We start from the raw sequence: 22,145 nt of genomic DNA, 5'->3' as shown, positions 1-22,145 counted from the left end.
TAGTGGCGTGCGCCGAGGATCGCGCACCGGCCGATCTCCATCACCCCGCGCCGGGCGGGTACTGAGGGGGGGACCAAATGCAAGGAAGGTGGTGTTCCGGTGGTAGGGACGCAACAAGGCGAGGCAGCATTGACCGATTGGCTGGAGAAGCTCGGTCCGGGGGCGGGTACCGACACCCTGTTGCGCTTTGCCGGTTCGACGTCCAACTGCATCGACATCACCCACGCCCATCCCTCGGGGCTGGCCCAGTTCCTGGCCGGACGGAGGACCCGGCTGTCCATGTTGTTGCGCGACGTCGACGCCTATAACCAGGGTCGTCGCACCGCCCGGGCCCTGCGCGCGAAGATCCGCGAGTTGTCCGAGGACCGCGGCATCGACGTGGGCTACCTGGCCTCCGGCGTGGCGACCTGGCGGGCGGTACAGGACGGCCGTTCCGAACAGTTCAGCGCCCCGATCATGCTCGGGCGGATCTCGCTGACCCAGCGCGAAGGCCAGGAAGAGGACGAGGTCCAGCTGGCCGGCCGGGCGCAGGTGAATCCGGCGCTGGTCCGCTATTTCCAGGAGCAGCAAGGACTGGACATCGACGTGGAGGCCCTCGAGGGCGCCGCATACATGACCGCCCGTTTCGATCCCCGCCGCGCGCTGGACACGCTGCGCGAACAGGTGGCCTCCCTTCCCGGAACGGTCATCGAACACCGGCTCCTGGTTTCGACCTTCGCCGATCTGGCCGATCCCGCCGACCCCTCGCTCATCGATACCACCCATCCGGTCATCTCCCGCTTGCTGGCCGAGGACGCCGGCGAGGACGCCGGTGAGGACGTCGTCGTGGACGAGCCCGAGGTCACCGTCCTGAGCAGCGACGAACGCCACCCCGCGGATGAGGCCCTGGTCCTGGACGCGGATGCCAGCCAACAGGAGGTCCTGGACCTCGTCGACGCAGGGGAATCCGTCGTCGTCTCCAGCCCGCCCGGCACCGGACAGACCCAGACGGCCGTCAACGCCGCGGCCATCCTTGCCGGCCAGGGCAAACGCGTGCTCGTCGTGGCGGAACGCCGGGACACCTCCCGGAGCCTGACGGAAAAACTGGCCGAACTCGATCTGGCGTCGATGGCCCTGCGGTTGTCCCCGGAGGTCGGACCGGAGGAACTGCGTGATCAGTTGACCCAGGCCATCCTGCGCAACGAACGAGCCACCGAACCACAGCTGGGCCAGCTCCACCAACGCCTCACGGAGCACCGCCATGCCCTGCTGGACCACGTGAACTCGTTGCATGACGTGCGCAGCCGGTGGGGCTGCTCGCCCTACCAGGCCATGCAGGAACTGGCCCGCCTGACCTCCATGGAACCGGCGCCCGCCACCTCGGTGCGGCTCAAACGCTCCGTCCTGGACAGCATCAGCGACCGTGAGGAAACCGCGGTCCGCCTGCACCGGGCCGCCGAGGTCGGCAGCTTCACCGCCTCCACCGCCGCCAGCCCCTGGTACGGAGCCCGCCTGCGCAACCGGCGGGAGACCGACGACGCGCTGGAGATCGCCAGCTCGCTGGCCGAGGACCTGCCAGAACTGCACGCCCGGATGCTCAAGGTCGCCGAACATTCGGAGATCACCTTGGGGGAGACCTTCGTTGAATGGGGTGCCCAGCTGGACCTGCTGGTGGCCGTGCGCGGATCGCTGGATAAATTCGAGCCCGATATCTTCGACCGTTCGGTCGAGGACCTCATCAGTGCCACCGCCAGCTCCTCCTGGCGCCGTGAACGCGGCATCGAAATGAGTTCGATCACGCGTTCACGACTACGCCGGGTGGCCAAGGAATACGTGCGCCCCGGCGTGCACATCTCCGATCTGCACCACTCGATCATCGAGGTGCAGCAGCAGCGCGAACTGTGGAACAGCTATGCCACGAGCCAGCGCCACCCCAAGGTCCCCACCGGGCTGATCGAACTGAACAAGGCCTACCTCGATGCCGCCGGGCGGATCGCCCGGCTCGACGAATCCCTCGCCCCCGTGGACGCCGATGACGAGCTGCAGCATCTGCCCCTGGGTGACCTGGTGACCCGGCTGAAGGAGCTCGTCGACGACGAGAATGCCCTGCACGTGCTGCCCGAGAGGACCCTGGTCCTGGAACAGCTGCGCGAACAGGGACTCGGTGAACTGCTCGAGGACCTGGCCGAACGCGAAGTGGTCGCCGAGGAGGTGGCCGCCGAGCTGGACCTGGCCTGGTGGCAGTCCGCGCTGGAGGCGATGATCTCCGGTGACGAATACCTGGCGATGTCCGACGGCGCGAGCCTGCGCCGGCTCGAGGCCGAATACCGCCTCGCCGACAACGCCCACATCGCCTCGGGCGCCTCGCGGCTGCGCTGGCAGCTGGCCCAACGATGGAAGGCCGCCCTAGCTGACCACCGGGCCGCCTCCCGGGAACTCCGGGCCCTGCTCAAGAACGGCGAACCAACCCTGGAGGACGTCGCCGGCCTGGGCGTCGGCCTGGTCAACGCCCTGGTCCCCGTCTGGGTCGGCTCCCCGCTGCTGATCCCGGCCGTCGTCCCCGAGGACGTCGAATTCGATGCCGTGATCCTGCTCGACGCCGATGCCTTGTCGTTGCGTTCGGCGGTCGGCTCGATCAGCCGTTCCGGACAGGTCATCGCCTTCGGCGACGCCATGCTGGGCAAACCCCGCGGTTTCAACGTCTCGGTCGATCCGACCGCCTCGGCCCGGGCGCCCCACGAACCGGCCAGCACCTTCGAGGAACTCTCCACCGTGCTGCCGCTGCGGCGCCTGCGGACCGTCTATCGCGGAGTCGATGAGGGACTGACCGAAGCGTTGGGTCGCGCCTACTACTCGGGCTCGCTGCACCGGCTGCCGGCGGCCCGGGCCATGTCCGGCGGAACGCCTTCGTTGTCGGTGGATTATGTCCCGGACGGGACCGGGATGCCCGGTTCCGGCGGCGAATCCGTGGAGACGACCGTCGCCGAAGTCAACCGGATCGTGGATCTGGTCTTCAGCCACATCCGTCGCCGCCCGCACCGCTCCTTGGCCGTGATCGCCGCGAACCAACGTCATGCCGCCCGGATCGCCGAGGCGATTTCGCTCCAGCTGCCCAACCACCCCTGGGCCCAACCCTTCTTCAAGGAACGGGTGGAGGCCTTCCAGGTCTCCTCCGTCGAACGTGCCCACGGTCTGGTCCGCGATGCCGTGATCTTCTCGCTGGGCTACGGCCGGACCCCGCATGGCAAGAGCCTGCATGACTTCGGCGCGCTGTCCTCCGAACGAGGCGACGAACTTTTCGTGACCGGGGTGACCCGTTCGCGCGATCTGTTGCATCTGGTGAGTGCCGTGGCCCCGGAGGACATGGACATGGACCGGGTGACCGGCGGGGCACGCCAGTTCATCGAACTCGTCGGCCGCGTCCTCTCCGGCGAATCCGGGGTCACCGGTGACGGGCATCCTCTGGAGGACCCGCTGGTGGCGGATCTGAAGGAACGGTTGGAAGCGGCAGGGGCCATCGTGAAGGAACGCTACCGTGGCGTGCTGGATCTGGCCGCCCAGGCAGCCGATACGAGCCAAGGCGCCGAACTGCCGTTGGCCGTCGTGTCCGACGGGACCGAGGAATACCGGAACATGACGGTGCGCGAACGCAGCCGGCTGCGCCCGCAACTGCTGGAGACCATGGGCTGGCGGTACATCCCGTTGTGGACGATCGACGTGTTCTCGGACCCGGCGAGCATCGCCTCGACCATGGCCCGCTCCCTGGGGCTGGACGATCCGGCAGCTACCGCACACGACCGGGAGGATGAGATGGAATCGCACGCACAGGACCACGACCGGACCGGCCAGGCGGAGAACCCCGCCGGCCGGCACGCCGCCGATCCGGGAGCCGGTGCTCCGGCGGACCGGACCGCGGGCCAGGGGAGCGAGCCGGTGCTTCCGACCCGTTCCGGCGACGACGACCCGCACGGTTGGGGCGATGGCGAAGGAAACCACGACCAGTGGTTGCGCGAACAGCGCCCGCCGCACTGGGGCTAGGAGGAACCGGGGCCGACGAGGACCAGGAAGATCCGTCCCCGGGCGGCGGCCCCCGCCAGAGCGGCCGAATCCTTTTGTGAGGCGGCAACGACCACCATGCCCGCCGATTCACCCGCATCCAACCAGGTGTCGGCGGCACCGGTGGGCACCCACAACACCGGGACCCCATGGGCGATCACTTCCGAATCAACGGCGCGCTCGTAGCCGTTGCCTTCGCTGAGGACGACGTCGACCAGCTGGCCGGGGGAGAGCAGCCCGATCGTCTCGGGATCACTGGGGCGAACCGGCACGGCGACCGTCCCGGAGGCCGTACCGGTCAACAGTCCGGGTCCGACCAGCATGGCCGAAGCCAGCGGTGACCCCGACGCCGCCGGAAAGGCCAGTTGTTCCCCGGTGACGGCTTCGACGTCGTCCAGGACACCAGGGGGCAGGGCCTCACGGGCCAGTTCGACGATCCGCACGGAGGTGGCGTCCAAGACGGCTCCCGAGGGCAGGTCCCGGGCCGCGACGACGACGGCGGAGGTCTCGGTGTGCTCCGGGGCCAGTGCCGATAGTGAAACGGCGACGGTCAACGCCGCCAAGGCGGCCACCAGCGGGCGGCGGTAGCGGGCCAGGACCTCACGCCAGGATCGTCGATATCCACTGGTCCGGCCGGACGCGGCACGACGCTCTCTGGTTCTCATGCCTCCAGTAGGCCCGGAGTCGGCCGTCCGGGGCGACCCGGAGACCGCCGGTTGTGGACGAAGCCGGCCCCCAGGGGAGACCGCGGCCCCTGTGAGGTGTCCGTCAGGAGTTCGTGGAGACCTTCTGCGCCGATGAGGCTCCGGAGGACCCGGAGGATCCGGAGGATCCCGTGGAGGAGGAGTCCGTAGAGGTGCCCGAGGAGGAATCGGAGGACGACTCCGACGTCGACGCGGAGTCCGACCCGCCGGCCTTGGTCCCGGAGGTGGAATCCTTCGTCGCCGGGGAGGAGCCGTTGGAACTGTTCCGTGAATCGTTCCGGTAGAAACCGGATCCCTTGAACACGACGCCGACGCTGTTGAACTTCTTGCGCAGCAAGCCATGGCACTGGGGGCATTCGGTCAGCGAATCCTCGCTGAAGGACTGCACGGTGTCGAAGGCGTGGCCGCAATCCTTGCAGGCATAGGCATAAGTGGGCATTGTCTTCCTTCATTGCACTGGTCTCGGCGGAGGGCCGGTGCGGTCCATCGAGGCCTTCTTGGCACTCACATCCGTCGAGTGCCAATTCTACCTCATGCGGTGCGCGGAGGACCGATCCAGGTGATTCCCGAGGCGGTGAGGACCCCGTCCACCGGCTGGTCCAGTTCCCCGACCTCGAAGGTCCCTGCCGGGACGAGCTCGTGCTCGTAGACCATGGCCAACAGCACCGGCCGGGTTCTGCGCTCGGCCAGCGAGGCGATGAAGCGGTCGTAGTATCCGCCGCCCTGGCCCAGCCGTCCACCGTCGGGATCCACGATCTGGGCGGGGACCAGGACGACATCGACGTCGTCCATGACCTCCACCCCGTGGCGTTCCCCGACGGGTTCGTCGATCGGGGCCACCGTGGCCCGGGCCATGGGAACCGAGGGGTACCAGTCGGCCCACGACAGTTGCCGCCCCGGCTCGCAGATGGGGACCAGAATCCGGTGTCCCAGCCCATGCAGCCGGTCCAGCAGTTCCGCGGTGGGTGGCTCGGAGCCGAAGGACAGGACCGAGGTCAAGGTGTATCTCCGGTCCCGGCCCAGCCAATCCAGCAGGACCGCGGCGATGCCCCTGGCTTCCTGCCGGCGTCGTTCGGGATCCATTTCACTGCGCAGGGTCCGGAAATGCGTACGGGCCGCCGCCTTGCTCATCGTCTCCACTCCTCGATGGTAGGACAGCAGAGGGCCGAAGCCGAGGGCAGGGACCGCCCGATGAAGCACCCCTGCGTCGAGGCCTCCGAACCGCGGTGCTGAGGATAAGCTGGGGGCATGGGATTCGGGACCGGTTCGTGGCCGGTGGTACTGGAAAGCGACGATCTTCTCCTGCGGCCGCTGCGCTACCGGGACAAGGCCGAATGGATGGCGTTGAAACGGCGCAACGCCGACTGGCTGCAGCCCTGGGAAGCCACGTCCCCACGTCCCGAGGGGCCGTTGCCGAGCTACCGGGACATGATCGCCTCGCTCAACCGCCAGGCCCGGGCCGGATTGACCCTTCCGTGGGCGATCGGCCTGCGCACCAGCGACCGACGCGAACCGACGATGGTCGGCCAGCTCACCGTCTCGGGCATCCTCTGGGGGTCGGCGCTGAGTGCCTCGCTCGGGTATTGGGTGGATGGCCGGTACGCCGGCCGGGGGATCACCCCGCATGCCGTGGCCCTGGCCACCGACTACTGCTTCTCGACGTTGGGACTGCACCGGATGGAAATCAACATCCGCCCTGCAAACGCCTCCAGTCTGCGCGTGGTGGACAAGCTCGGATTCCGGGATGAGGGTGTCCGCGAACGCTTCCTGCACATCGACGGCGCCTGGTGCGACCACCGGGCCTTCGCGCTGACCTCCGAAGAGGTCCCCGAAGGACTGCTCCAACGGTGGCTGGGCGACGCCGCCACCCGCTGAACCGCAGGTCATGCAGGGGTCCGGGACCGACTTCGGAGCGGACACACCGGGGTCAATGCCGCCCCCTGCGCGGTGGGCCACGTAACGTCGAGGTGTGGACATCCAAGTCGAAAGCTCAGTGGTCCTGGCGGCCATGATCGCCGTGCTGCTCGCCTTCATCGTCCCCTCACTCATCCGTCGCGGTCGGCGAACCGGCGAGCCCGCCTTCGTGCTCGCCTCGGCGCCCGACGAAGCACTTACGTCCGGCCCCGACCGGCTGGACGAAACACCGGCGCCGGACGGCCCGGACCCCGCCGAGGGCCCGCCGACCCAGGCCCCGACGACCAGCCCAGCCCACGACACCGAACGTCCCCGGAGGAACACCATGGCAACGCCCGCACGGACCCGGACCGCCGCACCGACCACGGCGGGTTTCCGGATCCGATACGGCCGGCTGTCGATCGCCCTGGCCGGCGTCCTGGCCGCGCTGGCGCTGGTGGTCGGTGGACTGTTGGCCCCCTTCGGGATCCTCTCTGGGCTCGTCCCGCTCATCGGGGCGATCGTGCTCGTGGGATCCTTCATCGGACTGCGCGTGCTGGCCGTGCGGGATCGCCGGCGCAAGGTCCTGGCCCGCATGGACGCGATCTTCCACGAAGCCATGGACACCCGGCCGGCCGAACCGGTCGTCCGGCACCAGGCCACGGAGGTCTTCGACGCCCGGGAACAGGAGAACGCGCAGGCTTCGGCCCCCGCAGCCCACGGCACCGTCCGTCACCACGCACCGCTCGCGGCCCCGACCGCCCCGGCGACCTGGGAACCGGTCGCCGTGCCGAAGCCCACCTACGTCGGAGCCGCCAAGGCCGAACGCCCCGCCCCCGAGCCGCTGCCGGCCGGCGAGGAGAAGAAGCCGCAGAAGGCCACCAGCATCCTGGCGCAGACCCGCCTCGCCGAGCAGGAGGCCCAGCTGGCCGAACGGGCCGAGCGCGCCGAACGGGGCGGGGAACTGCCCGCAGTGGCCGAGGCACCCCGTCGTCGTCCCGCGGCACCGGCCGGCGGGATGAACCTCGACGCCGTCCTGCAGCGCCGCCGGGCCTGAACCGGCGGGTAGCCGACACCGCGGTCCCCACCCATGCAGCCCGGATGGTCCGACGCCGAACAGGCAGAGGCCCTGGGCCGCCACGCACCGACACTGATTGCCCGGGTCTGGGCGGACCACTTCGACGCCCGGGTGGCCGGAACGGCCCGCCAGGTCCAGTTCCAGTTGCGGCCCGGCGCCGGGGCCAGCGCCGTCTACTCGCTGCGTCGCGGCACCACCGAGCATTTCGTGGGCCTGAGCACCGAACGGCTGGAGGCATCGCCGGGGCTGCGGCGTAGCGATGTCCCCGGTCCCGTGGGAGTGGACCGGGCGAGGATCCCGTTACGGATCTCCAGTTGGCTCCATCCGCAGGACCCCCGGCTGCCGGGCCTGGCCCATGCCGGGGTCGCAGCCACCGCCGAACGGCTCTGGGGTGGTGGTGACCGTCTGACGGATCTGCGGACCATGACCTACCGCCCCTTGCGCCGGGCCGTCTTCCGCGCTGATTTCTCGACCCCCGGGCCGGTGGTGGCCACCCGCAGGGTGTATTTGAAGGTCCTGCGGGCCGGGCAGGCCGAACCATTGGTGTTGCGCCACCGGCTACTGGCCGACGCCGGCCTGCCCGTGGCCGACGTGCTCGACCCGGTGGCCCATTCGGTCGTGGCCACCGCCGGGCTCCCCGGCACCGCGCTGGGCGCGGCCATGCGCCTGGAAGGAGCCGGCGGGGTGCACCCGGCCACGCTGGTGTCCCTGCTGGACCGGCTGCCCGCCGCGGTGCTGGATCTTCCCCGCCACCCGTCCTGGACGGACCGACTGTCCCGCTACGCCCACGCGGCCGGTAGCGCGCTGCCGGAGGAACGCCGGGGGATCGCCGCGCTGGCGGACCACCTGCGCCTGGTCATCGACGCGCACGACGCCGGACCGGTGGTTCCGGTGCACGGGGACTTTTACGAAGCCAATCTGCTCATGGACGGCCCCGCGGTCAGCGGGCTCCTGGATCTGGACTCGGTGGGACCGGGACACCGGGTCGATGACCTGGCCTGCCTGCTGGGACACCTGGCCATGATCCCCGCGCTCGGGGGCAGGAACTTCCGACGGGAACGAATCATCTGGTCGACGCTGCAGGCGTGGGGCACCGAATTCTCTCGGGAGGTGGAGGCCGGCTCCCTCTACGCCCGGGCTGCAGCCGTGGCGGTGTCCCTCATCGCCGGGGCCAGGAGGCCGGGCATGCGGACCTGGAACCGGGAAGCACTGGCCCGCCTCGACGTGGCCCGGCGGCTGGCCGAACTGGCGCAGTAGCTAGCCGGGTTCAGGGTCCTCCGGGGTGCCCTGCGGGTCCGGACCTTCCACCGGGTCCTCCGGGTCGGTGGCGTTGGCCCCGGTCGTGGGGGCGGGATCGTTGCCGTCCCGGGGTTCCTCGTCGTCCTCCGGCTCGTCGCGGTCATAGGTCTCCTGCGCCTCCACGAGGGCCCGGTTGGCCAGATCCGCGGCCTCCTTGGCCTGCACCGGCAATCCGAGGGTGGTCAGGACCTCGGAAAGGCCGCGTTGGGCCGCATAGAAGTGCGCGACGCTCTGGCGGTGTTCGGCCGCGATGAGCCGGTACAACTGGATGGCCTCGTCCCCGCGGTCCGTCTGGGAGAGCACATGGGCGGCAAAGAGCTCGGCGTTGCCGGCCCCGTCGGAGTCCTCGGCCACCCGGAAGAGGTCGGCGGCCTCCAAGGCCGCGGCCACGGCTTCGGTGGGGTAGCCCAACGCCCAGAGTGAGCGGGCCCGGGTGTCCCGGAAGTCCGCTTGATGCCAGTCGGCCCCGTCGTCGTCCGCGAGTTCGATCGCCTCGGCCAGGATGACCAGACCGGTGGGGTCCCCGCTTTCGGACAGGGCGTGGCCGTAGGCGTGCAGGGCCACCGGCAGGACGGTCGGATCGTCTTCGCAGGCGCGCGCCAGCTCGGTGGCGCGGGAGAAATGGGCCAGGCAGGCCCCGGGGTCCTCGGCGTCCGAGAGCAGGGTGCCGGCGCTGAGGTGGGCGCGGGCGGCATCGCCGGCCAGTCCGGAGGCCTCGAACCCGGCGGCGGCCTTCTCCCAGACCTGCAGGGCATCCACCTCGCGATCCTGGTGCCGCAGGCAATGCCCGAGGGACATCAGCGTCCGGGCGGCGTCATCCTCCCGTCCGCGGGCTTCCAACAGCTGGGCCAGCGATTCGAGGACCTCCTCGGCGAGCAGGAACTCCTCGGCCTCCAGCAGTTGGTTGCCCAGGGCCAGACGGATGGCCCAGGTCTCCTCGAATTCTCCGCGTTCGGCCTGCTCGACGGCTATCCGCCAAGCGGTGATCGCAGCGTCCTGGTCCAGATCGGCCGAGGCGAAGTTGGCCACCAGGGCGGCGGCGGAGATCGCCCCGCGGCGCACCCCGGAGGCCGAATACAATTCCAGCGCCTCGACGGCGCAGCCCTCTGCCTCCACCGGATGCCCCAATTCGTGGTGGCAGGAGGCCTTGACCATCCAGATCGCCGCCCGCATCGCCTGGTTGGTCCGCAGGGCCAGCAACCGGTCGGCGGCCTCGATGGCCTCGGGCTGCCGGCCGTGTTTGGCGAAGCCGTGGGCCAGGTACAGCAGCGCCCCGGCCTCGCTTTCGGCACGACCGCCATCGCGGTAGTCGTCGGCACAGCGCTGCAACTCCTCCAAGGCGGATTCGTCGCCGCCCTCGAAGCGGACCACGGCCAGGGGGAGCCGGGCATCGGCCAGGACGTCGGCGTGGGCCCCGGAGGCCGCATGGGTGGCCAGGGCGGCCTGCAGGATGGCGGTTTCCTCGGGACGGGGCTCGCGGAAGAGCAGCCCGCCCAGATGTTCCTCGAGATCGGCCTGATGGGTCCGGCCGGCAGAGCGCAACAGGACGATCCGCCGGGCGGCGGCCTCCTCGGCGTCGGAGATGTTGCCATCGAGCTGCTGGACCGAGGCCAGGACCCCGAGCAGCGACAAGGCGGTCTCGAGGGCGGGGGAGTCCTCCCCGGTCGCGCAGACACCCTCCCCGGTCGCGGGGGCCCCTGCCAAGAGGGGGCGCAGCAGATCGAGTCCGGCGGCTGCGGCGCGCGCGGCCCCCGGATGGTCCTCCGAATAGGCGCGGTCGTAGGCCAGCTCAAGCCAACCGTGGGCGGTGGCGGGCGAGGCCAGCGGGTCCGGCTGCGGCATGCCGGAAATCTCCTGCAGCCGCTGTGTCAATGCCGACAAGTACCTGATTCTCCCAAGTTCTGCGTTTCGTTCGTTCCCGGGTGGCCGGTGGCCTTCCAGCTTAGTGCCTGCCCGGCCCGGCGAGGTGCCGAAGTAGTGGTTCGGCGCGGTACGGGATGTGTTCACTCAAGGCCAGGGAGGTCTCGGTGCGGATCACCCCGCGCATGCGCAGGATCGAGCGCAACAGGCTTTGCAGGTGGTGGGTGTCCCGGGCGACGACCCGGCACCAGACGTCGCCGCGCCCGGAGATCTCATGGACCTCCAGGACCTGCTCCTGGGTGCGCAGGGCGGCGATGACGGAATCGAGCTCGCGGTGGGAGACCTCGATGGTGATGAAGGCCAGCACGTCGAATCCCAGCGCCGCCAGATCCACTTCCCGTCCGCCATGGCGCAGCACCCCGGTCCGGTCCAGGCGTTTAAGCCGGGACTGCACGGTGTTCCGGGCGACCCCCAAGGTGGTGGAGAGGTCCCCGATCTGGGCCCGGGGGTCCTCGAGCAGGGCCAGCACCAGACGCAATTCGAGTTCATCAAAAGTAGCCATAGTGCGTCCCAGTAGATCACATTGACAATAAATTTTGATCAAAACCATCAATTTTGAACTTCTATATGTACTATTTCGGCTCATCCTCACCCAGAATGGCTACTCGAAGGTCAAAGCGGGACATCCACCGTTCAGGCCGCCACCGCCCGACCCACCCTGTGAGGCCTCGTGACCGTCATCAGCGAACTGCGCATGCGCGCCCAGCCCACCGCCTCCACCCGCGGTTGGAACGCCTCCGTGAAGGCGCGGCTGCTGCTGACCTTCGCGGCCATGACGCTGTTGCTCATCGGGGCGAACCTGGCCACGCCCTTGTATCCGCTGCTGCAGGAGCAGCTCGATCTGGGGCCTTTCGCGGTGACGCTGGCTTTCGCCTCCTACGTGCTGGCCCTCATCGCCGGACTGGTGCTCTACGGTCACTGGTCCGATCACATCGGCCGCCGGGCGGCCCTGGTGGTCGCGGTCCTCGTGGGCCTGGCCGGCTCGCTGGTCTTCGGCATGGCCTCCGGACTCGGCGGACTGATCTTCGGCCGCATCCTGCAGGGGGCCGCCGTCGCCCTGTGCACCGGAGCCAGCAGCGCCGCCCTGCGCGAACTGCTGCCCCGCAACCCCGAATGGGCCAGCCGGCTGACCCTGCTGGCCTCCGCGTCCGGGGTGGCCGCGGGCCCGGTGCTCGGCGGCGCGCTCGGCGTGTTTCCCCGGCCGGACCTCACGCCGTTCCTGCTGCTGGGGTTCGCCCTGCTGCTGGTGCTGGTGCCGTTGTGGGTGCTGCACGCCCGCCCCGCCCTGGACCCGGCCCCGGGGGCGGCAGCCGTCAAGGCCCTGCGTCCGCGCCGTCTGGGCCCCGTGGCCGATGCCCGGGTGCAGTTCCGCCGGGCGGCCGCCATCGGGTTCCTGAGTTTCGCACTCTTCGGCTTCGGCCTCTCACTGGCGCCCCGCTATTTCGCCGACCTGTTCGGGATCACCTCGATGCTGGGCATCGGCACGTTGGCGGCCCTGACCCTCATGGCCTCGGCCGCCGCCCAACTGCTGGGGCGCTCGCACCGGGGGTTGCTGCCGGTGGCGCTGATGGTCATGGCCACCGGGATCGTACTGATCGCCGTCGCCGGGTCCGTGCGCAGCCTGCCGCTGCTCATTGCCGCCAGCCTGCTCGCAGGGGCCGGACAAGGCACCGCCTTCCGCACGGCCTTCAACGACGTCGCGTTGGCGGTGGAACCTTCCCAGCACTCCCAGGTCATCAGCACCGTGTATGTGGTGACCTACCTGGGCAGCGCCGTCCCCGTGCTCTGCCTCGGCCTGGTCGCCGGGCTCATCGGCCTGCCCGCAGCGGTGGCCTGGTTCGCCGGGATCATCGGCGCCGGCTGCCTGGCGGTGGCCATCAGCGTGCTGGCCCACCGCCGACCCGCGGCCGCCTAAGGCCTCAAAGCGGGCCGGCCTGCCCCTGGACGTGGTCGAAGACCAACGTCGTCTCGGTATGGCCGACGGCTTCATCGGTGGCCAGGTTGTCCAAGACCCAATCGCGCAGGGCCTCCGTGGAGGGGACCGCGACGTGGAGCAGGTAGTCGGTGCCGCCGGAGACATGGAACATCGACAGGACCTCGGGCAACTGCGGAACCCCACCGGTGAACCGGTCGATCTGCACCCGGTCGTGGATCCGCAGCTTCACCGCGATCAACGCCTGGACGCTGCGCCCGACGGCCGGTAGGTGCAACCGGGCATGGTAGCCCTCGATGATCCCGCGCTCGACCAGCTGGCGGGTGCGCAGCAGGGCGGTCGACGGAGCGATTCCGGCCCGCTGGGCCAACGCGGCATTGCTGATGCGTGCGTCGGCGAGCAGTTCGGTGATCAACACACGGTCGACCTCGTCCAACGGGGCGTTTCCCAGGGGCTTCTTGGCGGCAGGCATGCCAATATTCCACCACATGCGGCCGGGTCCGCGGAGCGGGAGGGTCTGCGGCACAGTACGCTGGGGCCATGAGCGCTGCGCCCCGGAAGCCGGAGACAGGTTTCGATACGCGGCTGGCCGCCTATTGCGTGGTGGTCCGCCGATCCAAGATCCTGCTGGCCCTATGGGACATGCGACCCAGTTGGCCTGGCTTCACCCCCCGCTGGACCCTCCCCGGGGGAGGCGTCGAACTCGGAGAGGCCATCGAGGACGGTGCCGTCCGCGAGGTCTCGGAGGAAACCGGCTACGACGTGCGCCTGACCGCGCTGCTCGACGTCGATGCCGGACATGTTCCTGCCGAATCCAGATTGCACCCGACCAGTAAACCGCTGCAGAACGTCGCGGTGCTCTACTCCGCCGAGATCACCGGCGGGGAACTGGAATTCGAAGTCGACGGCACCACCTCCGAGGCCGGCTGGTTCGACCTCGCAGAGCTGTCCCGGCTGGAGCGGACCTCCCGGGTTGATTGGGCCGTGAAAGCACACCACCACCACGTCGACGGGGGCCGTCCATGATCCGATTCCAGCAGGTGAACAAGCAGTACGACGGCGGTGCTCCAGCCGTCTCCGACCTCAACCTGGAGATTCCCGAGGGCTCCATCACCGTTTTCGTCGGCCCCTCCGGCTGCGGGAAGACCACGTCGCTGCGGATGATCAACCGCATGGTGGATCCGACATCGGGCACCATCGAGGTCGATGGCCGCAACATCGCCGACGTCGCCCCCTATCAGCTGCGCCGTTCCATGGGCTACGTCATGCAGGCGGGCGGACTCATGCCGCACCGCACCATCGCCGAGAACATTGCCACCGTGCCCCGGCTCATCGGCACCGCCAAGGCGGACTACCGTCGCCGCGTGCAGGAACTGCTGGAGACCGTGGGGCTGGACGCTGAACTCGCTGGACGGTACCCCTCCCAGCTCTCGGGGGGCCAGCAGCAACGGGTCGGGGTGGCCCGCGCCCTGGCCGCCGATCCGCCCGTGCTGCTCATGGACGAACCCTTCAGCGCCGTGGACCCGGTGGTCCGCGGGGAATTGCAGAACGAACTGCTGCGGCTGCAGGACCAACTCTCCAAGACCATTGTCTTCGTCACCCACGACATCGACGAGGCGGTCCTGCTGGGAGACCACGTCGCGGTGATGGGCAACGCCGGAATACTTCAACAGTTCAGCCCGCCGGACGAACTGCTGCGGGCCCCCGCCAACGATTTCGTCGCCCACTTCATCGGCCGGGACCGTGGCTTCCGGGCTTTGTCCTTCCGACCCGCCACCGAACTGCGCTGGAAGTCCCTGGCCGGCCATACCGACGACGACGTGGCGCGGGCCGTCCGGATCCCACGCTCCTCCACCGTCCGCGCCGCCCTGGACGCCGCCCTGACCTCGCTCTCCGGGCTGGCGCTCGCCGTGGACGAGGACGGAACCGAAACCGGACTGCTGGATGCCGAGGAGATCGGCCGGCAGATCGGGGGGAGGGACCACGATGAAGTGGCTTGAAGGCCACTGGCAGGAGGTGTTGAGCCTGGCCGGTAGCCACCTGGTCCAATCAATCCTGCCGTTGCTGCTGGCGGCCCTCATCTCGATTCCCGTGGCCCGGCTGATCCGCATCAACGGAACCCGCCGGCGTCGTACCGTGAGGTGGGGTGTGGTCCAGCTCAGTGCCCTGCTCTACACGATCCCCTCGCTAGCGTTGTTCGTGGTGTTGCCCTCCATCCTGGGCACACAGATCCTGGACCCGTTGAACATCATCGTCGCGTTGACCATGTATGCCATCGCCCTGCTGGTGCGGAGTGCCGCCGATGCCCTGGAATCGGTGGATCCCGCGGTTCTGCGCGCCGCCGACGCCATGGGCTACCGGCCGGTGCGCCGGTTCTTCTCGGTGGACCTTCCGCTGTCGTTGCCGGTGCTCTTTCCCGCGTTGCGCGTGGTCTCGGTCAGCAACATCTCCCTGGTCAGCGTCGGGGCACTGATCGGTATCGACAATCTGGGGACCTTGTTCATGGACGGGTTGCGGCGTAGTTTCACTTTCGAAGTCGGGGTGGGCATCGTCGCCACGTTGCTCCTGGCCCTGCTGATGGACCTGATCCTCGTGTTGGCCCAACGCATGCTCACCCCCTGGGAACGCGCCAGGACCGCACCGCGAGCGACCCGGTGGGTGGCCGCATGAGCGCCCCCACCACGGCGTTCGCCCTGCTGCCCGCCGCCGTGCCCACGGCCGGCCCGCTGGGCGGACTCGCCGAATGGTTCTCCCGCCCCGGGACGCTCTCCGGCCCCGGAGGCATCCCGACCCGCCTGGTCGAGCACCTGGCCTATACCGGCCTGACCCTGGCGATCGCCCTGGTCATCGCCGTCCCCATCGGGCTCTACGTCGGACACACCGGCAAGGGCCGGGTCGCGGTTATCGCCGGATCCGGCATGTTGCGGGCCCTGCCGACGCTGGGCATGGTCACCTTGTTCATCCTGCTCTCCGGAACGCTGGGCATCATGCCGCCGATCTGGGCCCTGGTGCTGTTGGCGGTGCCACCCCTGCTGGCCGGGATCGCCGCAGGCATCTCCGCCGTCAACCCCGGAATCGTCGATGGGGCCCGGGCCATGGGCCTGACGGAACCCCAGGTGCTTTTCACCGTCGAGGTCCCCAATGCGCTGCCCGTCCTCATGGGCGCCCTGCGTCTGGCGGTCCTGCAGGTCATCGCCACCGTCGCCATCGTCTCGATCATCAACCTCGGAGGGCTGGGCCGTTATCTCATCGACGGCATTGCCGTCCGTGACTACCCCCAGGTCTTCGGCGGGGCCGTCGTCATCGCTGCATTGGCTATTGTGGTTGATGCGGTGCTGGCGATGGTCCAACGGATTGCCGTCTCGCCCGGCTTGAGAACCAACACAGGAGGCACCCCATGAACCGCATCAACCCACCAGGAGCCCGCCCGGTCCGCCGGGCCCGGCTCGCGGCCGCACTCGGAATCGTCGCAGCCCTCGGCCTGTCGGCCTGCAGCGGCTCGGACCCGCTGGCCGGCGACAGTGCCCAGGCCTCGGGGTCGGCACTGGACCGACCGCTGGTCATCGGCAGCGCCGATTTCCCCGAATCCCAAATCATCGCCGAGCTCTATGCCGGGGCCCTGGAAGGCGCCGGGATCGACGCGACGACCAAACCTGGCATCGGGGCCCGCGAGGCCTATGTCGGGGCCGTGAAGGACGGGTCGGCCGACGTCGTCCCGGACTATTCGGGAAACCTGCTGCTCTTCTTCGACAAGGACGCCAAGGCCGTCTCCGACACGGAGATCACCGACGCGCTCCAGGACGCCGTGCCCGAGGGACTCGGCGTGCTCAAGGCCTCCGCGGCGGAGGACAAGGACTCGATGGTCGTCACCTCGGCGACCGCCGAGAAATATGACCTCAAGACGGTGTCCGATCTGGCGAAGGTCTGCGACAAGCTGGTCCTGGGGGCACCGCCGGAGTTCAAGACGCGCGCCTACGGGCTGCCGGGGCTGGAAAAGGCCTACGACTGCGTCCCGAAATCCTTCGAACCCATTGCCGACGGCGGCGGCCCGCTGACCGTGAAGGCGCTGATCTCCGATCAGGTCCAGATCGCCGACATCTTCACCACCAGCCCGGCCATCGAGGACAACGGTCTGGTCTCCCTGGAGGACCCTAAGGACAACTTCATCGCCCAGCAGGTCCTGCCGCTGATCAACGCCGGCGTGGTCAGCCAGGAAGCGGCGGGGGTGCTGGACCAGGTCTCCAGCGAACTGACCACCGACGACCTGGTGGAACTGAACCGCTCGGTCTCCGGTGACGCGAAGCTGGACCCGGCCGAGGCGGCCGGGGAATGGCTCAAGGACAAGGGGCTGGACGGGAAGTAGCACCTCACCGACCCCCAGTGGTTCCCGCAGCGCCGGGTCATCCTTCCGGGATGACCCGGCGCTGCTGTCATATGCTGGGACAATGCCCGAGTTCAAGCAGTCCAATAAGCTCCACAACGTCCTCTACGACATCCGCGGCCCGCTGCTCGAGCACGCCCAACGGATGGAATCCGAGGGCCACCGGATCCTGAAGCTGAACATCGGCAACCCGGCACCCTTCGGGTTCGACGCCCCCGACTCGATCCTGGTGGACATCATCCGCAACCTGCCCCAGGCGCAGGGTTATTCGGATTCGCGCGGCATCTTCTCCGCCCGGACGGCGGTCTCGCAGTATTACCAGACCCGGGGCATCCAGACGATCGGCGTCGATGACGTCTATCTGGGCAACGGGGTCTCCGAATTGATCACGCTGAGCCTGAATGCCCTGTTGAACAACGGCGACGAGATCCTCATCCCGGCCCCGGACTACCCGCTGTGGACGGCCTCGGTGTCGCTGGCCGGGGGCACCCCCGTGCACTACCTCAGCGTCGAAGAGGAGGGCTGGCTCCCGGATCTGGAGGACATCGAAGCGAAGATCACCCCGCGCACCAAGGGCCTGGTGATCATCAACCCGAACAACCCCACCGGTGCGGTCTACCCCAAGCATGTGCTGGAGGGGATGCTCGAGCTGGCCCGCAAACATTCACTGATCGTCTTCTCCGACGAGATCTACGAAAAGATCCTCTACGACGACGCGGTGCACCACAACACGGCGGCCCTGGCCGACGACGTCCTGATCATGACCTTCTCCGGGCTCTCCAAGGCCTACCGGGTCTGCGGTTTCCGGGCCGGGTGGATGGCCATCTCCGGGCCCCGGCATCTGGCCGCGGACTACATCGAAGGCATCAACCTGCTGACGAACATGCGCCTCTGCGCCAACGTCCCGGCACAACACGCCATCCAGACGGCCCTGGGCGGATACCAGTCGATCAACGACTTCCTGCTGCCCGGAGGCCGGCTCAAGGAACAGCGCGACACCGCCTACCGGTTGCTCAACGAGATCGACGGCGTCTCGGTCCAGCAGGCCCAGGGAGCGATGTACCTGTTCCCGAAACTGGACCGGGAGGTCTTCCGTTTCGACAACGACGAGCAGTTCGCCCTGGATCTGCTCAAACAGCAGAAGATCCTCATCTCCCACGGGCGGGCCTTCAACTGGATCACCTCCGACCATTTTCGGCTGGTCACCCTGCCGTCGGTGCCTGACCTGGAGGAGGCCATCGGACGGATCGCCGAGTTCCTGGATGACATCCGCCGCTGAGCCGGTTCCGCCCCACCGCCGTGCTCCCGTCGCTATCCGCGCAGGGCCCCGGATGGCATAGTGGACCGCACGGTGGAGGTGCCGCCGGACGAGCGAACCGCTAAGGGGCCTCATATGGGCAAGAAGCACAAGAAATCCCAGGGTTTCCCGGGGGCCTCCTTCGGGGTCACCCACCCGCTATCGGCCCTGTTGCGGGCCGGCCGGGGCTTCTCCCTGCAGGATGCCGACCCCGGGGCGAAACCCGGCTTCCCCGGGAGCAAGAAGGACGGGCGGAAGGCGTTGGCCGCCGCCGATGAACGCCTCGACGACCTGCAGGAACGCCTCTACGCGCAGGCGATCGGCGGCGACGCCACCGAACGGGTGTTGTTGGTCCTGCAGGCCATGGACACCGCCGGCAAGGGCGGGATCGTGCGCCACGTCATCGGATCCGTGGACCCGCAGGGGGTGGAGCTGCAATCGTTCAAGGCGCCGACGGCGGCCGAGAAACGCCACGACTTCCTGTGGCGGATCGAACGCCGTCTGCCGCATGCGGGCATGATCGGGGTCTTCGACAGATCGCATTACGAGGACGTGCTCATCGGACGGGTGAGGTCCTTGGCCACCGACGAGGAAATCGAACGGCGTTACGGGGCGATCCGCGAGTTCGAGGAACGCATCGCCGCTGAAGGCACTCGCATCATCAAGGTCATGCTCCATATTTCACCGCAGGAGCAGTACCAGCGTTTGGCGAAGCGACTGGACCGCAAGGACAAATACTGGAAGTTCGCCCCCGACGACATCGATGACCGGCTCCTCTGGGAGGAGTACATGCAGGCCTACCAGCGGGTCATCGAGGAAACCGATGCGGATCATGCCCCGTGGTACGTCGTGCCGGCCAACCGCAAATGGTATGCCCGGGTGGCCGTGCAGCATCTGCTGCTCGAGACCCTGGCGGGGATGGACCCGCAATGGCCTGCCGCCCGCTTCGATGTGGACGCCGAACGTCTCCGGCTCAAGGAGTCCAAGGACGTCGGCTGAGCCGATCAGCTGCCCGCCGTCTCCTCGGCGTCGCCACGACCGGCCCGGTTGCGGGCGGCGTCCAGGCGTTCCCGGGCGCCTTCGAGCCAGGCCTCACAGCGGGCGGCCAGCGCCTCGCCACGCTCCCAGAGGGCCAACGACTGCTCGAGGCTGGCCCCGCCTGCTTCGAGCTGGGCCACCACGGCCACCAGTTCCTCACGGGCCTGTTCGTAGCTCAGCGCTGCGATATCGCCGGTGGAGTCCGTCTCTGTCATTGTGGTGCCTTCCTGTCGTGCATCGTGTCCTGGTCGTCGTCCTGCCCCGACAGGACGACGGCGGTGAGTTTCCCCCGGGCCAGCCGGATGGCCAGCTCGGTGTCGGGGGGAGCATCGGCGGGGGAGCGGACCACGGCACCGTGGGCTGTCTGGACGACCGCATACCCCCGGTCCAGGGTCTGTTGCGGTGACAGTGCCCTGACCTGGGCCCGCAGATGCGCCACGGCATCACGCCCGCGCCGCACCAACGTATCGATGGAACGATGCGATCTTTCACGCAGACGCTCCAGGTCCTCGCTCCTGACCTGCACCATGCCCTCCGGATGGGAAAGGACCGGCCGGGTACGCAGGGATTCGAGCTGGTGGGACGCACGGTCCAGGAACAACACCACCGAGCGGTCCAGCCGCTGCCGGGCCTGCTCGATCCCCTGCAACTCCTCGGCCAGATCCGGGACGATCCGCTTGGCGGCGTCCGTGGGCGTGGAGGCCCGCAAATCGGCCACGTCGTCGAGGATCGGCCGATCGGCTTCGTGTCCGATCGCGCTGACCACAGGCGTCGTCGCCGCGGCGACCGCACGGACGAGTTCCTCGGCGCTGAAGGGCAATAGATCCTCCAGCGCACCGCCACCGCGGGCGATGACAATCAGATCGACCTCCGGGTCGGCATCGAGCTCCCAGAGCGCGGCGATGACTTCGGGAACGGCATTGACCCCCTGCACCGCGGTGTTGCGAACCGTGAAGTCCACGGCCGGCCAGCGCAGCGTGGAATTGCGGATGACGTCCTTTTCCGCGTCCGAGTCACGCCCTGTGATCAAACCGATCCGTTGCGGTAGCAGCGGAAGCCGGAGTTTCCGGGACGGGTCGAAGAGTCCCTCTCCGGCCAGGGCATGGCGCAGCCGTTCGAGCCGGGCGAGCAGATCGCCCAACCCGACGGGCCGCACGTCCGAGGCGATCATCGACAGGCGGCCGGTCTTCAGATAAAGGTTCGGGGCCACCCGGGCCACCACCCGGGAGCCGACCTCGGGTTTGGTCTCCAGCCGGCGCATCACCGAGGACCAGACGTTGACCGAGAGTGAATATTCGACGTCGACATCGCGCATGGTCAGATAGGCGTGGCCGTTGCGGACATTGGCTTCGAGGAGCTGGCCTTCGATCCAGGCCGCCGGCGCCCGTTCGACATGCTGCTTGAGCTTTTCGGAGAAGACCCGCAGCGGCCAGGGGGCGTCGGGGCTGGTGTCACCGGCCATCGGGGGCAAGATGGCTCCGCCATCGGGCTGCCGTCCCGCGGCGGCGGACGGGTTCGGGTTCTCCACGGCTCTTGCTCCCCGGTCTCGTTGCGGCTCCGGCAGTCGTCCGGGCCCATGTACATGCATACCAGTAGGCTGGGATAAATGGCGTACGCCCGGCCGGGCGTGCCGAGGCAAACCATCCGGGAAGGGGAGGCCGTGCGCTCCATCGGACCCGTGGTGCTCATGATCCTGTCGGCGCTTCTGGCTGGCGGGGCCGTCACCGGATCCTCCATCGATCGAATCGCACACACCGCCGGACCGGCCCGTGAGATCGCCGGGGGCCTCCCCACAGACCAGGACGTCAGGGACGCACTGCCGCAGGTGATGATCGATGGAATCCACGAGGCCCTTCCCGGCAGCATCGAAGTACCCGAGATGTTGGTCGAGCCGCTGAACAAGGCCAGTGCACGGGCCGTGGAGGTGGTGCTGGACAGTGAAGGTTTCGAGCCGGCCTGGCTTGAAAGCATCGATGAATCCCGACAGGCCTATGTGGATCGGCTCTCCGCGGTGCGGAACGGCGCGGCGGAAACGGCGCCGGCCACCCTTGAACTCGGCCCCGTGGTCGATCTCGGCGTCGAGGGCCTCAAGGAGGCGGCCCCCGGGGTGGGGCTGGGGCTGGTGATCGATTCGCTGGGCCAGGACATCACTGCCTCCGTTCCCCTGGATCTCCCGTCCGCCGATCCGACGGTGGCGCAACGGGTGGCCACGACGGTATGGCTGGCTGGTTCCTGGGGATGGGCCGCCGTTGGCTCGGCGATCCTGGCATTAGCCGGACTGGTGCTGGCCCGGCCCCGGTCCCGGGGAGGGGTCGTCGCCCTGGGAGGAGCGGTCGTCTGCCTCTGGTCGGCGGCCCTGTTGATCCTGGCGGAGCGTCTCGCCCCGGACGGCGCGGTCCAGGCCTCGGAGGGGCTGGGCGCGGTGGCCGGATCCCGGATCATGACCGGGCTGGCGGAGCAGGTGCAGGGCGTCGGAACGGCCTCACTGGTGGGTGGGGTAGTGGTCCTGATTGGCGGGGTTGTGATCCGGCTCCTCGTGGGTCGTGGCAGGAACGGATAGCATGGAT

General features: G+C 68.8%; 21 protein-coding genes. 13 read left to right on the top strand and 8 right to left on the bottom strand.

The window, feature by feature from the left end; all coding sequences use genetic code 11:
- Positions 1–99: 99 nt before the first annotated feature.
- Entirely contained in the window at positions 100–4,017 is a 3,918-nt protein-coding gene (locus tag ACT3S6_RS06540) for a DNA helicase (RefSeq protein WP_444554244.1), read from the top strand.
- Here the strand turns inward: ACT3S6_RS06540 and cpaB are convergent.
- The 3 genes from cpaB to ACT3S6_RS06525 all read right to left on the bottom strand — a co-directional run bounded on the left by cpaB (position 4,014) and on the right by ACT3S6_RS06525 (position 5,870).
- Complete coding sequence (cpaB, locus tag ACT3S6_RS06535) at positions 4,014–4,700, bottom strand: Flp pilus assembly protein CpaB (RefSeq protein ID WP_444554243.1); 687 nt, start codon at positions 4,698–4,700, stop codon at positions 4,014–4,016. The genes ACT3S6_RS06540 and cpaB overlap by 4 nt on opposite strands.
- Before the next feature lie 103 nt (positions 4,701–4,803).
- On the bottom strand, positions 4,804–5,178 hold the full coding sequence (locus tag ACT3S6_RS06530; RefSeq protein ID WP_444554242.1) for an FmdB family zinc ribbon protein: 375 nt from the start codon (positions 5,176–5,178) through the stop codon (positions 4,804–4,806).
- A 92-nt stretch (positions 5,179–5,270) separates the two neighbouring features.
- Complete coding sequence (locus ACT3S6_RS06525; RefSeq protein ID WP_444554241.1) at positions 5,271–5,870, bottom strand: 5-formyltetrahydrofolate cyclo-ligase; 600 nt, start codon at positions 5,868–5,870, stop codon at positions 5,271–5,273.
- A 117-nt stretch (positions 5,871–5,987) separates the two neighbouring features.
- Between ACT3S6_RS06525 and ACT3S6_RS06520 the strand changes: the two genes are divergently transcribed.
- The 3 genes from ACT3S6_RS06520 (at position 5,988) to ACT3S6_RS06510 (ending at position 8,967) form a co-directional block, all read left to right on the top strand.
- Positions 5,988–6,614 (top strand): GNAT family N-acetyltransferase, encoded by a 627-nt coding sequence (locus tag ACT3S6_RS06520; RefSeq protein WP_444554240.1) that lies wholly within the window; start codon positions 5,988–5,990, stop codon positions 6,612–6,614.
- 94 nt (positions 6,615–6,708) lie between these two features.
- Positions 6,709–7,689 carry a hypothetical protein gene (locus tag ACT3S6_RS06515; protein ID WP_444554239.1) on the top strand — a complete coding sequence of 327 codons (981 nt, stop codon included), beginning with the start codon at positions 6,709–6,711 and terminating at the stop codon, positions 7,687–7,689.
- 33 nt (positions 7,690–7,722) lie between these two features.
- The gene (locus ACT3S6_RS06510) at positions 7,723–8,967 is read left to right on the top strand and encodes a phosphotransferase (protein WP_444554238.1); all 1,245 of its coding nucleotides are present in this window, start codon (positions 7,723–7,725) and stop codon (positions 8,965–8,967) included.
- On the opposite strand, the gene ACT3S6_RS06505 is transcribed toward ACT3S6_RS06510, so the two are convergent.
- Together ACT3S6_RS06505 and ACT3S6_RS06500 are read right to left on the bottom strand one after the other, a co-directional pair.
- Positions 8,968–10,890, bottom strand: coding sequence for a hypothetical protein (locus ACT3S6_RS06505; protein ID WP_444554237.1), 1,923 nt, complete (start codon positions 10,888–10,890; stop codon positions 8,968–8,970).
- Between the two features lie 61 nt (positions 10,891–10,951).
- The gene (locus ACT3S6_RS06500; protein WP_444554236.1) at positions 10,952–11,431 is read right to left on the bottom strand and encodes an Lrp/AsnC family transcriptional regulator; all 480 of its coding nucleotides are present in this window, start codon (positions 11,429–11,431) and stop codon (positions 10,952–10,954) included.
- 168 nt (positions 11,432–11,599) lie between these two features.
- Between ACT3S6_RS06500 and ACT3S6_RS06495 the strand changes: the two genes are divergently transcribed.
- A complete protein-coding gene (locus ACT3S6_RS06495; protein ID WP_444554235.1) occupies positions 11,600–12,844 on the top strand; it encodes an MFS transporter in 1,245 nt (414 codons plus the stop codon).
- 4 nt (positions 12,845–12,848) lie between these two features.
- On the opposite strand, the gene ACT3S6_RS06490 is transcribed toward ACT3S6_RS06495, so the two are convergent.
- A complete protein-coding gene (locus tag ACT3S6_RS06490; protein ID WP_444554234.1) occupies positions 12,849–13,334 on the bottom strand; it encodes an Lrp/AsnC family transcriptional regulator in 486 nt (161 codons plus the stop codon).
- Positions 13,335–13,402: 68 nt separating this feature from the next.
- Here ACT3S6_RS06490 and ACT3S6_RS06485 point away from each other — a divergent pair, with 68 nt between their 5' ends.
- The 7 genes from ACT3S6_RS06485 to ACT3S6_RS06455 all read left to right on the top strand — a co-directional run bounded on the left by ACT3S6_RS06485 (position 13,403) and on the right by ACT3S6_RS06455 (position 19,539).
- Positions 13,403–13,888 (top strand): NUDIX hydrolase, encoded by a 486-nt coding sequence (locus tag ACT3S6_RS06485; protein WP_444554233.1) that lies wholly within the window; start codon positions 13,403–13,405, stop codon positions 13,886–13,888.
- Positions 13,885–14,862, top strand: coding sequence for an ABC transporter ATP-binding protein (locus tag ACT3S6_RS06480; RefSeq protein ID WP_444554232.1), 978 nt, complete (start codon positions 13,885–13,887; stop codon positions 14,860–14,862). The genes ACT3S6_RS06485 and ACT3S6_RS06480 overlap by 4 nt, the downstream gene beginning before the upstream one ends.
- The gene (locus ACT3S6_RS06475) at positions 14,849–15,532 is read left to right on the top strand and encodes an ABC transporter permease (protein ID WP_444554231.1); all 684 of its coding nucleotides are present in this window, start codon (positions 14,849–14,851) and stop codon (positions 15,530–15,532) included. Before ACT3S6_RS06480 ends, ACT3S6_RS06475 begins: the two co-directional genes overlap by 14 nt.
- Entirely contained in the window at positions 15,529–16,263 is a 735-nt protein-coding gene (locus ACT3S6_RS06470) for an ABC transporter permease (protein ID WP_444554230.1), read from the top strand. The genes ACT3S6_RS06475 and ACT3S6_RS06470 overlap by 4 nt, the downstream gene beginning before the upstream one ends.
- On the top strand, positions 16,260–17,225 hold the full coding sequence (locus ACT3S6_RS06465) for an ABC transporter substrate-binding protein (RefSeq protein ID WP_444554229.1): 966 nt from the start codon (positions 16,260–16,262) through the stop codon (positions 17,223–17,225). The genes ACT3S6_RS06470 and ACT3S6_RS06465 overlap by 4 nt, the downstream gene beginning before the upstream one ends.
- Before the next feature lie 82 nt (positions 17,226–17,307).
- Positions 17,308–18,522 (top strand): pyridoxal phosphate-dependent aminotransferase, encoded by a 1,215-nt coding sequence (locus ACT3S6_RS06460; RefSeq protein WP_444554228.1) that lies wholly within the window; start codon positions 17,308–17,310, stop codon positions 18,520–18,522.
- 114 nt (positions 18,523–18,636) lie between these two features.
- The gene (locus ACT3S6_RS06455) at positions 18,637–19,539 is read left to right on the top strand and encodes a PPK2 family polyphosphate kinase (RefSeq protein WP_444554227.1); all 903 of its coding nucleotides are present in this window, start codon (positions 18,637–18,639) and stop codon (positions 19,537–19,539) included.
- 5 nt (positions 19,540–19,544) lie between these two features.
- Here the strand turns inward: ACT3S6_RS06455 and ACT3S6_RS06450 are convergent, their stop codons facing one another.
- Together ACT3S6_RS06450 and xseA are read right to left on the bottom strand one after the other, a co-directional pair.
- The gene (locus tag ACT3S6_RS06450; RefSeq protein WP_444554226.1) at positions 19,545–19,793 is read right to left on the bottom strand and encodes an exodeoxyribonuclease VII small subunit; all 249 of its coding nucleotides are present in this window, start codon (positions 19,791–19,793) and stop codon (positions 19,545–19,547) included.
- Entirely contained in the window at positions 19,790–21,040 is a 1,251-nt protein-coding gene (gene xseA / locus ACT3S6_RS06445; RefSeq protein ID WP_444554332.1) for an exodeoxyribonuclease VII large subunit, read from the bottom strand. The genes ACT3S6_RS06450 and xseA overlap by 4 nt, the downstream gene beginning before the upstream one ends.
- 144 nt (positions 21,041–21,184) lie before the next feature.
- Here xseA and ACT3S6_RS06440 point away from each other — a divergent pair, with 144 nt between their 5' ends.
- On the top strand, positions 21,185–22,138 hold the full coding sequence (locus ACT3S6_RS06440) for a hypothetical protein (protein ID WP_444554225.1): 954 nt from the start codon (positions 21,185–21,187) through the stop codon (positions 22,136–22,138).
- Positions 22,139–22,145: the final 7 nt, after the last annotated feature.

It is taken from the genome of Arthrobacter sp. AOP36-C1-22 (assembly GCF_052377515.1).
Classification (GTDB): Bacteria; Actinomycetota; Actinomycetes; order Actinomycetales; family Micrococcaceae; genus Arthrobacter_H.
This window is presented reverse-complemented; position numbering and strand designations above follow the sequence as displayed.